Below are 16161 nucleotides of genomic sequence, written 5' to 3' on the forward strand. Positions count from 1 at the left end.
GCGCCCACGCCGCTGACGCCAGTGACCTGGATGCGGCCAGAGCAGGTTGGCAACCACAGGATCAGGATCCACAAGCCTGTGACTACTGGCGGCACTGTTCTATCGACGGGAACGTCTGTGACTGCTGTGGTGGTACGCTGACTTCCTGTCCTCCGGGCACCAGCCTGTCACCGAGCTCATGGGTGGCCAGCTGTTACAACCCGGGTGACGGTCAGACTTACCTGATCGCTTACCGTGACTGCTGTGGTAAGCAAACCTGTGGTCAATGTGCGTGTCTGAACACAGAAGGTGAACTGCCGGTTTACCGTCCTGAGTTCTCCAACGACATCGTATGGTGCTTCGGTGCAGAAAATGATGATATGACCTATCACTGCACCATCTCACCAGTCGTTGGTAAAGCCAGCTAAGTTGGCCTGAGGCATTCTTACATCATGAAGATCAGAATCCTCGTCATGTTGGCATGCACGGTATTTTCCGTGCATGCCAGTTTGGCTGATGACACAATCAAGCGGAGTGATTATCAACGTCCCGAGGCCATTCCGGCGCCGGACTCCAACCCGCTTACTATAGAAAAAACAACGCTGGGTAAAGCCCTGTTTTTTGACCCGCGTTTGTCCCGAGATAAAGGTATGTCCTGTGCGACCTGCCACTCACCGGATCATCGCTGGAGCGATGGCCGCGTTGTGCCGCTGGGTTCGGAAGAACTTGAGCAGCCGAGACGAACGCCCACTGTCATGAACAGCGCCTGGCTTAAAGCATTAATGTGGGATGGCCGAGCCAACTCACTGGAAGCGCAGGCAGTGCTTCCCATCACCACGCCACACGAAATGAACTACAACATGGATGAATTAGTTCAGCGACTAGGTGAAATTAAAGGTTATCGCCCCTTATTTGAGTCTGCCTATGGTGATGCAGAAATCACTACACAGCGCATTGCGATGGCATTAGCGACTTTTCAACGTACCTTGGTCTCCAATGTTTCAAGCTTTGATCGTTGGGTAGAAGGTGATGATGAAGCTATCAGTGTCAGTGCTCAACGTGGTTTTCAAGTATTTAACAATAAAGCCCAGTGCGCCGCTTGTCATAAGTCATGGCGTTTTACTGATGATAGTTTCCATGACATTGGGCTGGATAGCCCGGATCTGGGTCGTGGCAATACCATCCCTGTCGAGGTGACGATTATGCAGCATGCTTTTAAAACCCCGACCTTACGTGATCTGCCAGAAAACGGACCTTTTATGCATGATGGTTCCATGACCAATCTGGAGCAAGTGATCAAACATTATGAAGACGGTGGTCTCAAACGTCCCAGCCTGTCTAAAGAAATGTCGCCATTTGAACTAACTGAACAACAAAAAGCCGATCTGATTGCCTTTTTGAAAACCTTAAATGGTGGTCCATTAGCACTTTCTCCACCCGAATTACCCGAGGAGTAGCATACGTGAACAGACAAGTAACACTTTGGCTCATGACTATAGCTTGCATTATGAGTACGCTCATTCTACCCGTTGCCAGTGCCGAACAAGCAAGCGACTCAGAACAGATTATTCGAGAGTTATCGCTGACCCATCACGATTTCGATGAATGGCACTTTACCCCGCAAGTCAATGACAAACTACTGATTCATAACAAAGCGAATATCGCACACAGTATTTATGTCACCTACCCCGATGGCAAAGTGGTGAACTTAGGCGTACAGCTTCCGGGAGAAACCGTCAGCTTGACTATTCCAGCAGCCGGTGATTACCTTTTGCAATGCTGGATACATCCGGTTATCAGAGCCGAAATGACGGTAGCTCCCTGATATTTGCTGTTTATCTGCTGGAGGTACTAATGGCAGAAAATCAACGAGACACTAACCATCAATTAGACGATCCCGGAAAACGGGAAACCTTTCGTCATCTATTCAAACGTTTTGGAGTGGTACTGGTGGGTACCATCATTGGACAATCCATGATTCTATCCCGTCCAGCACGCGCTGCAGAAGCGCTTCGCCCACCAGGCGCATTGCCGGATCTGGACTTCGACTCATCATGTATACGATGTGGCTTATGTGTTGAAGACTGCCCCTACGATATTCTGAAGTTAGCCAGTTGGGCTGACCCTGCTCCACAAGGCACGCCTTATTTTGTAGCCAGAGAAGAACCGTGCCGGATGTGCACCGATATTCCCTGTGCCAAGGCCTGCCCAACCGGTGCACTTGATCGTCATATGACCGATATAAAAAAAGCGGATATGGGCGTCGCTGTACTTGTTGACCATGAAACCTGCCTCAATTACAAAGGTTTGACCTGTAGTATTTGCTGGCGAGTTTGCCCCATTCGTGATGAAGCCATCACCATTGAACCTATCCAGACTGAGGCAGGAAAATTGATGATTCCTACCGTGCATTCAGACATCTGTACTGGATGCGGCACCTGTGAAAAACATTGTGTCTTGTCTGAAGCAGCAATTCGCGTACTTCCACGCGAACTGGGCTTAGGCTTGTCTGGCAGGAATGCCGTTGGGAGGAGCTAAGTATGTTACATCGTCTGAAGCGTGGTCTCTATCGGCATCGCTGGTTGTTGACGCGCCGTATCGTACAAATCTCCATTTTACTTGCCTTTATTGTTGCAATACCGGGTTATGGCAAGATTGCTGATGGCAATTTATCGTCTAGTCTCTGGTTTGAACAACTCAAACTGACCGATCCTTTTATTCTTCTCCAGTCTTTTTTTGCAGGTTCCCCTATTGCCTTGCCCGCGCTTATGGGGGCGATACTGGTCGGAGGATTTTATGCCTTCTTTGCCGGTCGTCTTTACTGTAGCTGGGTATGTCCCATCAACTTACTGACTGATTTAGCCTATTGGTTACGTAAACGTCTCAATGTTAAAGGCAATATGAATTTATCGCGTCATTTACGACTCTGGATCTTAGCCTTATCTCTGGTGCTTTCTTTTTTAGGCGGGACCTTGGCGTGGGAAATAGTGAACCCTATTACACGATTCCAGCGAGAGTTAATATGGTTTTCTTTAAGTGGGGCGATGCTGCTAGGCGCTTTGTTTTTGTTTGATTTATTTGTCAGTCGTCGTGCCTGGTGCGGCCATCTGTGCCCAGTAGGTGCTTTCTATGGCATTTTAGGACGCTATGGTCGACTCAAAGTGACATCCACACCGACAGAAAGCTGTGATACCAGTGGCTGTTCACGTTGCGTTGCTGTTTGTCCTGAACCACATGTACTGGCTCCCGTAGTGTCCAAACAAGCCTTATCCGTTACTTCAAGTGATTGTACTCGTTGCGGTGCTTGTCTTGATGAATGTAGCGAGGGAGTACTGTCAATGAAAATTGACTTAGTGGGGATGGCGAATAGAAAAGCTGACGATTAAATAAAAAGATAAAGGTGGGCGGCAAACCACCACACCTTTATAACAGGGGATACAAGAGGAAGCTGAAAGGTATTTTTATTCTGCTTGTTTCACGGTGCCGCGCATCATAAATGTGTGACCAGGGAATGAGCAGAAAAAGCTATAGTCCTCATTTTTATTTAACACACTCGTTTTAAAGGTTGTTGAGGCACTTTCACCGCCACCGATGATCGGTGTGAATGCGAGCACACGCTCATCATCCTTTGGAAGGAAATCATTTTCGAGCCCTTCTGGTGCACCGGCTTGAGCAATGGCATTCACATCTGAAGTCTTGGCTAATACCCAGTTATGACCAAGCCCATCTTTAGATAGCTTACCTGTATGCGTGAAATTGACAGTAAATTCATCACAATCAGATGGCACAGTGATTGTCTTAGTGTTGTATGACCATGAATCACCCGCAGTAATTTCTACTTCACAAGTATTGGCACTTGCTAAGTTAGGTAAGGCAAATGCTAAAGGAATAAAAAAATAAGAAAAACGCATATTAACTCCATGAAAAAAATCACAATGTGAGCAATAAGTTTAATGGCAGCGTTTATATCTCAGTAGCAAAAATGGGCATTGTTCGAGTCATGTCATGTTTCTTAGCGAATGTTTGAATCCCACCATCATAAAAGCCGAAACAAAACTATTTTCGACGTTCAAATTGAGAGAGCTAATGGTGCTACTTTTTCTACTAAACTCCCCTCCGCTCCTCTAGCGACACAAAGCTCCAATCGCATGCGACTAACCGCTATGTAGAGATAATGGGCTATTTACCTGAAAATCTGGGGTAATTATCAGCTGCTGCCAGCTATGTAATCATTTTTAATATGCTCTCCAATACAAAGGAGAGAGAAATGAATGTTTTATTAATAGGTGCTGTTGCTATGATTGCAGCATTGATTCTATCGGCATGGTTAATGACATTTGCCAGATGGTTTCCCATCAAAGGGATAGACGGCGACTTTTTAGTCGATTACAAAACCATGATCAGGGCTCACGTAGATTATGCACTCATGGCATTATTCAGCTTAGGTTTTTTATGGCGCTGCGACTGGGGCCGATATTGAGTTATCAAAGTTCGCCTGTCTTTGTTTCGCCATTGGCGGATTCACTAACCCAACCATTTTTGTGATTGCCGCTTTTGATATCGATTTCTGGAATAAAACTATCTGGAAAATATTCTCAGCATTGAGCTTTATTATTACAACTATTGGCTTTGTCTGGATTGCCTTCAGATTACTTATGTTTGCAATTCAGTAGAAGTAACAATACTGCTATTAAGACTATAGAGTCCCTAATAATGACGCTCTATTTAGTCATAATGTCACTTTAATTTATCCATTTTGTGAAAAGAGACGAATTAAAAAAACTGACATTGATACATTATTAATAAGCAAAAAGATCTATAGATAATTGATTTTAATATAAATTATTAGATACAACCTTCTACTGATATAAAAAATTCTGACTAAATTTGCTTTTGTCATAAATCTTTAACTTAAGACCGATACTCTGTTCGAGTTAAAGATTTTTATTGCTTAATTAACTAGTCAGGAGTTTCTATGAAACTATTTGCAAAAAATGCAAAGTCAGTTTTTCTTATCACTGCCCTTGTTGGTGCGATGTCATCAACTGCTGCACATGCCGAACTGAAGTTGAACGGTTCTGGTGCCAGTTTTCCAGCCCCTCTTTATAACAAATGGTTTAAAGATTACAGCAAGCAAACTGATGGTGTGCGTGTAGATTACCAATCTAAAGGTAGTGGCGCAGGTATTCGTGATTTCATCAATGAAACAGTTGACTTTGCAGCAAGTGACGCGGCGATGAAAGACAGCGAAATCGAGCAAGTCAAAAAAGGTGCGATTCTGTTACCAATGACAGCCGGTGAAGTGGTTCTGTCTTACAACCTGGAAGGTGTTAAAGAATTAAAACTGCCACGTGATGTTTACCCAGCCATTTTCATGGGCAAAATCACTCAATGGAATGACCCAAAAATCCAAGCAGCCAACCCAGGTGTTAAATTACCTGACGAAAAAATCACTGTAGTCGTTCGCTCTGACTCAAGTGGTACAAGTTATGTTTACACCAACCACTTGTCTGCCATCAATGCAGAATTTAAAGAAACTATCGGTGCAGCTAAATCACCTAACTGGCCTTCTTCTGCATTAATCGTCAAAGCGCCAAAAAATGATGGTGTGACAGCGACTATCAAACAAACGCCTGGTTCAATTGGTTACATTGAATATGGCTTTGCAAAATTAACCAAAATGCCAACCGCTATTCTTGAAAACCAAAAAGGTAAATTCGTTGAAGCCGGTGGTGAAACAGGTGCTGCTGCATTAGCAACAACAACGTTCCCAGAAGGTAATTTACCAGGTAGTGATGTACCTGATTTACGTGCTTGGTCTACTGACCCTGCTGGTGAAGATGCTTACCCAATCGCCTCGTTCACATGGTTGTTGGTCTACAAAGATCAAGAAGATGATAAAGCAAAAGCTTTACGTGACTTAATCGAATACATGGTAACAACAGGTCAAGAATCATCTGAAGCAATGGGTTATATCCCACTACCAGAAAACGTGGTTGAGAAAGTTCGCAACGCAGCGAAAATGATCAAGTAATCACATCGTTGAAAACTCAGATAAAAATGCTGCAAGGCTGGAAAGTCCTTGCAGCATTTTCTCTGTTTTTACACGCCATAAAACATGTTTAAAAACACGAATGAATAATTGATAGGAACGCACATGGTTTACGATCCATTTAAAGAAGCCAGCAGTGATAAAACACTGTCTGCTCCGCCATCATCGACGGATTACTTAAAAGACTCGGTATTTCGTTCTTTTGCTTATTTTTGCGCCCTATCGATTGTCCTTTTGGTTGCCTATATCGTTTTTGAATTAGGTTCACAGGCATTACCGGCCATCAAAACACATGGCCTTGGCTTTATTACTGGTACTACATGGGATACCAACCAAGGGGTGTTTGGTGTGTTACCTGAAATTTGGGGCACATTATATAGTTCGCTCTTAGCTTTACTTCTGGGTGGTTTATTAGGTGTTTCAATAGCGATCTTCCTGACTCAAGGATTTGTACACGCTAAGTTCGAAATGATTTTCAGAACCGTCATCGAATTGTTAGCAGCTATCCCCTCTGTTGTTTATGGTTTATGGGGCATTTATGTACTGATTCCATTGATAAGACCTGGCGCTGAGTGGTTACATGACACCTTAGGCTGGTTTCCCCTATTTGGCACAGAGTTGAGTGGTCCAGGTCTTGCTCCTGCGGCATTGGTACTCGCTATTATGATTTTACCTACCGTAGCAGCGATTTCTGCAGATGCTTTCCGCCGTATCCCCTACAAAGTGAAAGAAGCCGCTTACGGTATGGGCGCTACCAAGTGGGAAGTCATTTTAAAAGTAATGCTCCCTACAGCCTCTTCCGGCATTTTGGCTGGTTTAGTGCTTGGATTCGGTCGCGCTCTTGGTGAAACCATGGCGCTCGCCATGTTGATTGGTAACGTCAACAATATCGATGTTTCACTGTTTGCTCCGGCCAATACCTTAGCGTCACTTCTTGCTTCTACTTTCCCTGAAGCAGGTGAAATCGAAATACAGGCTTTAATGTATGCCGCGCTGGTTCTACTGGTCATCACCTTTATGGTCAACGTTGTCGGTTTGGCAGTACAGCAATACACCATGCGTAAGTTTGAGGGTAAAAAATGAGTCAAATACAATTAGAAGAGCAGGTATTGCCACCAAGAATTCAGTTACCGGCTCTAGAAAAAAATATTTTTGAAGTCAGGGCATTAAAAAACTACTTTCTGACATCCTTAGTTTGGTTGTTAGCTGTTCTAGCCAGTATCCCTCTATTTTCAGTGATTTATATGCTACTCGTACAAGGTGGCGCCAGACTGGATATGGAAGCGATTACCGCCCTGCCACCCGCTGGTTTTGAAATGGGTGGTGGCTTTGGTAATGCCATTGTCGGTACATTAACCATGGTGGGTATTGCCTCGGCCATCAGTATTCCTATTGGCATTATGGCAGCACTGTATTTATCGATACTTAATCCTTCCAGCAAAATAGCAACCATCTCACGCTTTTTAGCCAAAGTATTGACGGGCTTTCCTTCAATCCTGGCGGGTGTTTTTGTTTATGCCGTTATCGTTATCACAACAGGGACTTACTCTGCCTGGGCAGGTGGTGTGGCCTTAGCTGTTCTGATGTTGCCTACGGTGACTTTGGCAGCAGAAGAAGCCATGAAACAAGTACCACAAAAAATGAAAGATGCCGCGTTTGGTATGGGGTGTACGCGTACACAAGTCATATTAAAAGTGGTTTTACCTACAGCATTACCCGGCATTTTGACCGGTGTGATATTGGCTGTAGCGGGTGCCGCTGGTGAGTCAGCTCCGTTACTGTTTACTGCCTTGTTTAGTAATTACTACATGGCTGAACTGGCAGAGCCAACAGCCTCTTTATCCATTTTGATTTACAACTTCTCCGGCATGCCGTTTGAGAATCAGATTGAGCTTGCTTGGGCAGCCTCTCTGGTACTTGTAATACTCGTCCTCTTTTTCAATATTCTGGCCCGCGTTGTCGGCAGATCGAAATTTAAAGAATAACGTAAGGAAAACCTATGAATATGCAAACCGATACCGCTGAATTTATTGCTGAAAAGTACGTCCCAAAAGGCCCTGTGGTTTTAGATTGCCATGTAAAAAATATCTACTATGGCGACTTCAGAGCGGTCAGAGACACCACCATTCCTATTGAGAAAAATAAAGTCACCGGCTTTATTGGTCCATCAGGTTGCGGTAAAAGTACCGTTCTACGCAGCATGAATCGTATGAATGATCTGATCGACTCCTTCCGTTTTGAAGGTCATATCCAATATCACAAACATGATATCTACAGCAAAAAGGTCGATGCGGTCATCGTCAGACGTTATATCGGCATGGTGTTCCAGTTACCTAATCCTTTTTCTATGAGCATTTACGATAATGTTGCCTTTGGTCTGAGACTGAATGGCTATAAAGGCGATGAAGAAGAGATGGTCGTAAAAGCACTAAAACGTGCGGCTATCTGGAATGATGTTAAAGATAAATTAAAAAACAGCGGATTATCTTTATCAGGTGGTCAGCAACAACGTTTGTGTATTGCCAGAGCCATTGCCACAGAACCTGATGTGTTATTAATGGATGAACCTTGTTCAGCTCTAGACCCGATTGCAACACGTCAGATCGAAGAGTTGATGGTAGAACTGAAACAACACTACAGCGTGGCTTTAGTCACACATAATATGCAACAAGCCATGCGTGTGGCTGATACAACAGCGTTTCTGGGTGTGGATATTTCACAAGGTGGTCGTACTGGCTATCTAGTAGAAATGGACGATACCAAAAAGATTTTTGAAGATCCTCAACAGTTATTAACCAAACAGTATGTGCGAGGTGAGTTTAGTTAATCTAAACCATTATTATGGGTTCATCATCACTTAATGCTGTTCACAGTGCGACACAACATGATCTGACAGGCAATATTGCTCGACTCAATATTAGCGCTGTCAGATCACGTCTGCTTGATACTCAAAAACACTTTGATAAGATTAATAAAACCCTCACCGTACAAAGAACACCCCCCTCTAATGAAGTGATTGAAAATATTGTTGCCGGCTACGCCAAGATAGATTTTTATCTGGCGAATGGCATTGATCTTTTCGCCATGGGTAATTCACATTTACTGTTAGAACTTAATCACATAGTGCTTTATCACACTTCATCAATATCTGAAGAAGAATCGCAGCATCAATTTGAAGCAACAAAGGCCCACTTCTACGCAGCACGTAATGGTGGTATTGGTCAGCTTATGGACTGGTTGGCACTCAATCAACATACCAATATTTGGAAGCGAACGGCCGGTTTATTCACTAATATACTGAGTCAGCCCCAGCTGTTTCTGGAAGGCAATCATCGTACAGGTTCGCTCATCATGAGTTATTTATTGATGCATGAAGGCTATCAACCGTTTGTGTTGTCTTACGAGAATGCCAGACATTTTTTCGAGCCTGCTGAACTGACCAAAAAACGTCGTAAGAAATCATTAGTCGACGATTTTATTTATCTGCCAAAACAAACACGTAAATTTGCCAAGCTGCTGAAAGACGAGCAAAAAAGACAATCTTTTTTGAAAAATTAGCTAGTGATAACGGGTCGTAGACGTTTTTTCTTTTAATTCACCGCGATTGGATTCAATAATTCTCTGAAACTTCTCCGGATCTTTACGAAGAATATCGATATATTCACTGACCAAGTCATGCCACTGATTACCACCATGAATAGCAAACTTTTCCAAAGCAACTAATAATAACTTGGCTGCCACTCTAAGTTCTTTGCTATCAGCCTCACCATACCATCCAAGCAACTCATTATAGAGTTCTTCGATTTTTTCCAGAGGCGTAAACTCCACAACCATTCCTTCAGAATCTTTGTCACTCATCTCAGCACTCTTTAAATGAAGTTGTCTCTGGGCAAACAGTTATGTAGAAAAAAGCACTCACACCAGTTACTTAGCATATTTTTGAATTTTTCGATGTGGCGTCTTCTCAGCTACTTCCGCCAACAGAGCTTCATGTCCAGAGTTTTGTTTAAGCACTTTACAGATCCAAGCGGCCGTATCTTGCCCCAAGGCATCCAAATCAGGGTTCATGTACATACTCTCTAACTGCTCAGTAAATAAAGCCATAAGCTCAGGGTCATGAATATTTTCATGAAAAGAAGCTCGCGCGGCCAGTCGCTGTGTGTAGCTATCACCTGTTTGTATCATCCGCATATACATCTGAACTTCAAACGGTTTTTCCGGTTGTTCGATAACCACATGACTTAACTGACGCTGGACCGAAATATAAGTACTTAAGTCGCTCAAGGCCTTTTTGGCATGTCGTTTAACTTTTGACTCCGCTGCTTTTTTTGCTAACAGTTCAAGCGTCGATGTGTATTTTGGGTTACCACTGTATCCTAGCGCTCTTACCTCATAGGCCATCAAATTTCGCTTATCTGAGTCATATAGCTTTTCTTGGTAATTCGCCAATAAATCGGCTTCCAACACATCATATAAGCGAGGATCTGAGATACCTGACCACTGTAATCGTTCCAAGACAGTCTCTTTGCGTTCTTGTGAACCTGTTTGCACCACATTTAATACTGCATCAATCTGCTCATCTTTACTCTGATAAGCCGCAGCATTCATTGAAAGTGCGGTGAATAGTAATGGAATAAGCTTCTTCCCTAAAGTCATAAGTTATCCTTTTAGTTCCATCGTTGAAAAATAAGTGACGTGTTAATACCGCCAAATGCAAAGTTATTCGACATCACATAATCGGTATGAATTTGCCTGGGAGCATTCATGATGTAATCCAGCGTGCCACAATCGGGATCGACTTCATCCAGATTTGCCGTCGCATGAAACCAATCACTGTTCATCATTTCAATAGCGACCCAGGCTTCTAATGCACCACATGCACCTAATGTATGACCAGTATAACTTTTAAATGAGCTTATCGGCGTACTGGAACCAAACACGGCTTCGGTTGCCGTGGTTTCAGCAATGTCTCCACGATCGGTAGCCGTTCCATGAGCACTGATATAGCCAATATTTTCAGGCTCAATAGCGGCATCTTGTAGCGCTAATTCTATGGCCTTTTGCATGGTAGCGGCTGAAGGTTGAGTCACATGACTGCCATCCGAATTTGTGCCAAAACCAATCAGCTCAGCATAAATAGTCGCCCCTCTGACTTGAGCATGTTCCAGCTCTTCCAAGATCAAGGTGCAGGCTCCTTCACCTATAACCAATCCGTCTCTGTCTTTATCAAAAGGTCTGGGAGATAAATGTGGTGTGTCATTCTTAATACTGGTGGCATATAAGGTATCGAACACTGCGGCTTCAGTCGCACATAAGGCCTCACAGCCACCCGCAATCATAATTGTTTGTTGACCGGCTTTGATGGCCTCATAAGCATAGCCAATGGCCTGACTGCCAGAAGTACAGGCACTTGATGTTGTTAATACACGACCTCGCAAACCAAAATAGATACCGATATTCACGGGAGAGGTATGCGCCATCATTTTAATATAAGAGTTTGCATTCAATCCTTCGCATGAGTGATTCAATAGCATATTGCCAAAATCGGCGACAGCACCGGTATCACCAGCCGAAGAGCCATATGCCACACCAACATCGCCACTATTAAGAATGGGATCATTGAGTAAACCAGCTTTATCTAAAGCCAACTCGGTACTCAACACGGCTAACTGAGCGACCCGTCCCATGCTCCGTAAATCCTTACGCTTATAATGCGCCGGCATTTGAAAGTCCCGAACGGGTGCGCCAAGGCGCGTATTTAACTCAGCATATTTATCCCACTCATCAATGCGGCAAATTCCCGTTGTCATCGTTTCCAGGTGATGGCGAATAGTGGCCCAATCATTTCCTATAGGCGAAAAACCCGCTACGCCTGTTACAACTACGCGTTTCATCAGACCATTCCACCATTCACTGAAATGACTTGGCGCGTAATATAGGCAGCACCTTCTGACATTAAAAAACTCACCGTCGCTGCGACTTCTTCGACTTTACCAACACGTTGCATCGGTATTAGTTTCATCGCTTCATCCATGAAAACATCTTCTGTCATCTCTGTATCAATTAACCCCGGCGCGACACAGTTCACTGTGATTTTACGTTTAGCTAATTCAATAGCGAGGGCTTTGGTCGCACCGATAATACCGGCTTTGGCAGCACTATAATTAACCTGTCCACGATTACCAGCCACGCCAGAAACGGATGACATAGTGACAATCCGACCTGGTTTACGTCTTCTCACCATCGGCATGGTGAGTGGTTGTAATACATTATAAAAACCATCAAGGTTCGTTCTTAATACCAGATCCCATTCTTCACCAGGCATAGCAGGAAAAGCATTGTCTCGTGCAAGGCCAGCATTACAAACCACACCATAATAAGCACCATATTCTTCAACATCCGCTTCAAGCACTGCCTGGCATTGCTCTCTATCAGCTATATCAAACTGTAATATGCGAACCTGCCGACCAAGGGCTTTAACCTCTTCAGCCACGGCCTCAGCTTCAGTCCACTTGCTACGGCAATGCAGCACGATGTCATAGCCATCATTCGCTAGCTTAATCGCAACAGCGCGGCCGATACCTCGGCTTGAGCCTGTTACTAATATGGTTTCGCTCATTGTTTTGCTTCCTTAATAAACTGACTGGCATCGTCTGGTTGAAATACATTTAAATTCGCTGTGGCTTCCACATTGAATGCCGTCAACATGCCTTTAAATACATGTAATCCATTTTCAGCCACCATGTCTCGCTCGACTCTCACTGTTAACGTCAGTCCAGTAGCAAACCATGGCACGTTCGATTCATAACGCCGTGTGCCGAGTAGAAACCCAAGCTTGGGTGGCTGATTTTGTTTTCTTTCCTGCACACCTGAAAAAGCCGCGATGGCTTGGGCAAGGTATTCCAAACCAACCCATGCCGGCACGCCCTGTTCCTCTGCAAATAACGTGGCTGAGGAGATATCGACTTCCGCTTCCAACCAGTCATCGCCATAGGCTGTCACACGACTTAACAATGACATGGAGCCTGAATGGGGTACAAGGTCGTCTACAGAATACTCAATACTCATTCTGCTCGTTCCATGACTAAGGCCACATTATTACCGCCAAAAGCAAAGGAATTGCTTAATACGCGTCGTACTGGTGTTGATGTGTGCTGACGCGTCACAAAATTCAGTTCTGGCAATTCAGGATCAGCATTGCGATCCCAGTGATGAACTGGCAACACAGCATTGTCCATCAATGTTAGCCAGCAAATAGCCGCTTCTACTGCACCCGCAGCACCTAGTGTATGTCCTGTCATGGGCTTGGTAGAGCTACATAAAACCGATGCAGGAAAAACACGACTAACAGCTCGCGACTCCATTTGATCATTCAACAGCGTCGCTGTGCCATGTAGATTCACATAATCAATGTCATCAGCTTTCAGACCAGCATCAGCCAATGCCATTCTCATAGCTCGTTCGGCTCCAGTTCCTTCTGGTTCTGGGGCAGAAATATGGTGGGCATCACTACTTTCACCAACGCCTGATAACTTAACACCTTCAGGATTAGCAGAAACAATAAACAACGCACCAGCCTCCCCAATATTGATGCCATTTCTATTCTGACTAAATGGGTTACAAATCGATTTGCTGACCGCTTCCAATGCTGAAAAGCCTTGTAGAGTGAGCTTACACAGTGTGTCGACACCACCCGCAATAACCACATCACAAAGCCCGGCAGTAATAAGCCTCTTGGCTGAAGCCAAGGCTTTGGCACCTGATGAACAGGCTGTAGATACAGCATAGACCGGACCTAAAGCGCCAGATAGTGTTGCAATGAACTCGGCCGTATTGGCCATTTCCTGAATCCTGTAATGATAGTTTTCAGGTAAGTCTTTTCCTTCGACATAAGACTGGATAGCGTTCTCAGCATCAGAAATACCCGATGTACTGGTTCCAATGACCACACCGACTCGCTCAGCACCATAGTTTTTTATGGCCTCATCAACCCTTTCCTGAATCTGATGATATACCGCCAAAGCCAATTGGTTATTTCGACTTTGCCAGCATGCCTCTTCCATTGGAATATCAGGTAATACTTGTTGACACATAGCGACAGGCACAGGCTCTGTACCATAGGCATCGGTCAGGGTCATGAGATCGTTTGGTTCAGCCTCAAGTCCACACTTAAGTTCCAGTATATTGTGTCCGGCAGCACACACTACCCCAACCTGATTCAGGTAAACATTTTTTTTATCAGTCACACTGTTATCAACTCTGTAAGGGCGAAATCATCACACGGTAATGATGCTGTTTATGGTGAATATCAACGTTATCATCAGACATCCTTACGTCAAGGATAAGTGTATTACCTTTATATAAACGGCGATAATTCGGAGTAAGTTCAACTTGCCAATTTAACCGTTCATTATAATACTTGTGCACCGTTTTTTCTGGCCACAACGCAAATTGCATAACAGACATCACTTCTTCGAGAGGTAATGTCATATCCGTCAGATTAGTCGCTTGAAAATGGCTACCGTCATAGTTCATTTTCAGCAGAGTCTGGCCAGTTGGTGTTATCACAGCCACACGAAAATCCGACGCTGTAAACCGACTCAAGGCAATAAACGACTGTGGCTGCTTATCCTGAATCACGGTGACTTTTTGTTTCATCAGTCCCGCCTTTGGTCCCTCAGCGGGTGGTAACAATAACAGCGTATTTTCTGGCATCAGTAATGGCCGAAACAGACTACACGCTGTCAGCGTAAAAAATAAAAGGCCTAAGAATAGGATGCGCGGCATTATCTGTTTCTGCATAACTCTGCCAGAGAACTTAACCGCTTCACATCTTTCACGTATGGGTTGTGCGTGTCCCAAGCGTATCCGGCCAAAATAGAACTAATCATCCGTTTTATAGGTGCATTTTTATTTCGGGTAAAAATAACATCCTGTAGCCTGCCGTCGTACCAGGCTTCAACAAACTCTTTAAAAGTATGAATCCCCTGCTGTAGCGGCAAAACAAAGGCGTTATGCCAGTCTACTTCTTCACCCTGTAACTGCTTATCAAGCACGGAAGCAGCCAAACTGGAGGACTTGAGTGCTATCGTTACCCCAGAAGAAAAAACAGGATCCAGAAACTCACCCGCATTGCCCAATAAGGCGTAACCATCCCCATAAAGCTGTGAAACATCACAGGCATAGCCGGTAAGCTCACCAACCCGAGTATCAAAGTTTGCCTGTTTTAGTAACGTCGCCATCCAGCCTGATTCGTTAATGAGCTGTTTGAGTTTATCCTCAGTATCACCATCCAGTTGCTGAATAAATGTCTGTGTAGCAACGACACCAACGGATGAACGGCCATTACTAAACGGTATCAACCAATACCAGACATCTTGGAAGTCGGGATGCACTGTAATGAGAATTTTATTGCGATCATAAGTTTCATCCTGTATCCGGTCTTCAATGTGTGTAAACAACGATGTCCTTGATGGAAAGTTTGACGGTTTATCCAAGCCTAATAAGCGAGGTAATACACGCCCATAACCGCTAGCATCCAACACAAACTGACTTCTCAGTTTATAGACATCGCCATCTTCATCCGCTACGGTGACATACGCCGTTTTCTCGTGATATTCAAATGCAGTGACGGTCTGTCCATAACAAATCTCAACACCTTGCTGCTCAGCAGTATCAGCCAGAATTTTGTCAAACTTATCGCGTTGTACCTGATATGTCGTCCCCCACCCCTCAGTGAACTTCTCGTTAAAATCAAATGATTCATAACGTTCTGCGCAGCTGAAGGCGGCGCCATTTTTAAATTGGAAACCGGCCGCATGAACGGCATCCAACATATTGGCCTGCTCAAGAAAACGCATACTCTGCGGCAGCAAACTTTCACCAATGGAGAATCGCGGGAAATACGTCTTCTCCAATACTAATACTCGGTAACCACGCTGATTTAATAACGCAGAAACAACTGCACCTGCTGGCCCAGCGCCAATGACGATAATGTCATACTGACTTTGTGTTGCCTTCAACACTCTCTCCTTGAGTTATACGACGAAAAAAGGTCGCTAAAATCCATACCCATGACAATCCCAATAATACTGTCAAACCAAAATGCATTAATACCGGTGTCTGACTCA

The 16161-nt window shown here is 44.2% G+C and carries 20 protein-coding genes; 11 read left to right on the top strand and 9 right to left on the bottom strand.

The window, feature by feature from the left end; translation table 11 throughout:
* From mauA to napH, 5 genes are all read left to right on the top strand, one after another.
* Positions 1-407 (top strand): methylamine dehydrogenase (amicyanin) small subunit (gene mauA, locus B4K20_RS04565; RefSeq protein WP_289282034.1); only part of this gene is annotated, 407 nt, incomplete at its 5' end.
* Between the two features lie 24 nt (positions 408-431).
* Complete coding sequence (gene mauG / locus B4K20_RS04570) at positions 432-1436, top strand: tryptophan tryptophylquinone biosynthesis enzyme MauG (RefSeq protein WP_286303676.1); 1005 nt, start codon at positions 432-434, stop codon at positions 1434-1436.
* Between the two features lie 50 nt (positions 1437-1486).
* On the top strand, positions 1487-1804 hold the full coding sequence (locus tag B4K20_RS04575; protein WP_289244472.1) for a hypothetical protein: 318 nt from the start codon (positions 1487-1489) through the stop codon (positions 1802-1804).
* 29 nt (positions 1805-1833) lie between these two features.
* The gene (gene napG / locus B4K20_RS04580) at positions 1834-2517 is read left to right on the top strand and encodes a ferredoxin-type protein NapG (RefSeq protein WP_286303674.1); all 684 of its coding nucleotides are present in this window, start codon (positions 1834-1836) and stop codon (positions 2515-2517) included.
* A 2-nt stretch (positions 2518-2519) separates the two neighbouring features.
* Positions 2520-3365 (top strand): quinol dehydrogenase ferredoxin subunit NapH, encoded by an 846-nt coding sequence (gene napH / locus B4K20_RS04585; RefSeq protein WP_289282035.1) that lies wholly within the window; start codon positions 2520-2522, stop codon positions 3363-3365.
* A gap of 75 nt (positions 3366-3440) precedes the next feature.
* On the opposite strand, the gene azu is transcribed toward napH, so the two are convergent.
* Positions 3441-3890, bottom strand: a complete 450-nt coding sequence (azu, locus tag B4K20_RS04590) for an azurin (RefSeq protein ID WP_286303672.1) — start codon at positions 3888-3890, stop codon at positions 3441-3443.
* 356 nt (positions 3891-4246) lie between these two features.
* On the opposite strand from azu, the gene B4K20_RS04595 reads away from it, so the two are divergent.
* The 6 genes from B4K20_RS04595 (at position 4247) to B4K20_RS04620 (ending at position 9589) form a co-directional block, all read left to right on the top strand.
* Complete coding sequence (locus B4K20_RS04595; RefSeq protein ID WP_289282036.1) at positions 4247-4459, top strand: hypothetical protein; 213 nt, start codon at positions 4247-4249, stop codon at positions 4457-4459.
* Positions 4460-4954: 495 nt separating this feature from the next.
* Complete coding sequence (pstS, locus tag B4K20_RS04600; protein ID WP_286303670.1) at positions 4955-6013, top strand: phosphate ABC transporter substrate-binding protein PstS; 1059 nt, start codon at positions 4955-4957, stop codon at positions 6011-6013.
* A 123-nt stretch (positions 6014-6136) separates the two neighbouring features.
* Complete coding sequence (gene pstC, locus B4K20_RS04605) at positions 6137-7114, top strand: phosphate ABC transporter permease subunit PstC (protein ID WP_289244475.1); 978 nt, start codon at positions 6137-6139, stop codon at positions 7112-7114.
* Complete coding sequence (gene pstA, locus B4K20_RS04610; RefSeq protein WP_286303668.1) at positions 7111-8016, top strand: phosphate ABC transporter permease PstA; 906 nt, start codon at positions 7111-7113, stop codon at positions 8014-8016. Before pstC ends, pstA begins: the two co-directional genes overlap by 4 nt.
* Positions 8017-8036: 20 nt before the next feature.
* Positions 8037-8858, top strand: a complete 822-nt coding sequence (gene pstB, locus B4K20_RS04615; protein WP_414673374.1) for a phosphate ABC transporter ATP-binding protein PstB — start codon at positions 8037-8039, stop codon at positions 8856-8858.
* A 14-nt stretch (positions 8859-8872) separates the two neighbouring features.
* Complete coding sequence (locus B4K20_RS04620; protein WP_289282037.1) at positions 8873-9589, top strand: hypothetical protein; 717 nt, start codon at positions 8873-8875, stop codon at positions 9587-9589.
* On the opposite strand, the gene B4K20_RS04625 is transcribed toward B4K20_RS04620, so the two are convergent.
* From B4K20_RS04625 to B4K20_RS04660, 8 genes are all read right to left on the bottom strand, one after another.
* Positions 9590-9889 (bottom strand): hypothetical protein, encoded by a 300-nt coding sequence (locus B4K20_RS04625; protein ID WP_289282038.1) that lies wholly within the window; start codon positions 9887-9889, stop codon positions 9590-9592. It abuts the gene before it with no gap.
* Between the two features lie 66 nt (positions 9890-9955).
* Positions 9956-10687 (bottom strand): hypothetical protein, encoded by a 732-nt coding sequence (locus B4K20_RS04630; protein ID WP_289282039.1) that lies wholly within the window; start codon positions 10685-10687, stop codon positions 9956-9958.
* 11 nt (positions 10688-10698) lie between these two features.
* Positions 10699-11925: a beta-ketoacyl-ACP synthase gene (locus B4K20_RS04635; RefSeq protein WP_339608399.1), complete on the bottom strand. Its 1227-nt coding sequence runs from the start codon at positions 11923-11925 to the stop codon at positions 10699-10701.
* Complete coding sequence (locus B4K20_RS04640; RefSeq protein WP_286303663.1) at positions 11925-12650, bottom strand: 3-ketoacyl-ACP reductase FabG2; 726 nt, start codon at positions 12648-12650, stop codon at positions 11925-11927. The genes B4K20_RS04635 and B4K20_RS04640 overlap by 1 nt, the downstream gene beginning before the upstream one ends.
* Positions 12647-13099 carry a hypothetical protein gene (locus tag B4K20_RS04645; protein ID WP_289282040.1) on the bottom strand — a complete coding sequence of 151 codons (453 nt, stop codon included), beginning with the start codon at positions 13097-13099 and terminating at the stop codon, positions 12647-12649. Before B4K20_RS04645 ends, B4K20_RS04640 begins: the two co-directional genes overlap by 4 nt.
* Positions 13096-14277, bottom strand: a complete 1182-nt coding sequence (locus tag B4K20_RS04650; RefSeq protein WP_289282041.1) for a beta-ketoacyl-[acyl-carrier-protein] synthase family protein — start codon at positions 14275-14277, stop codon at positions 13096-13098. The genes B4K20_RS04645 and B4K20_RS04650 overlap by 4 nt, the downstream gene beginning before the upstream one ends.
* 7 nt (positions 14278-14284) lie before the next feature.
* Positions 14285-14833 (bottom strand): DUF3261 domain-containing protein, encoded by a 549-nt coding sequence (locus B4K20_RS04655; protein ID WP_289282042.1) that lies wholly within the window; start codon positions 14831-14833, stop codon positions 14285-14287.
* Positions 14818-16053 (bottom strand): NAD(P)/FAD-dependent oxidoreductase, encoded by a 1236-nt coding sequence (locus B4K20_RS04660; RefSeq protein ID WP_289282043.1) that lies wholly within the window; start codon positions 16051-16053, stop codon positions 14818-14820. Before B4K20_RS04660 ends, B4K20_RS04655 begins: the two co-directional genes overlap by 16 nt.
* Between the last annotated feature and the right edge of the window lie 108 nt (positions 16054-16161).

It is taken from the genome of Methylophaga sp. UBA5088, from assembly GCF_002414625.1.
Lineage (GTDB): Bacteria > Pseudomonadota > Gammaproteobacteria > Nitrosococcales > Methylophagaceae > Methylophaga > Methylophaga marina.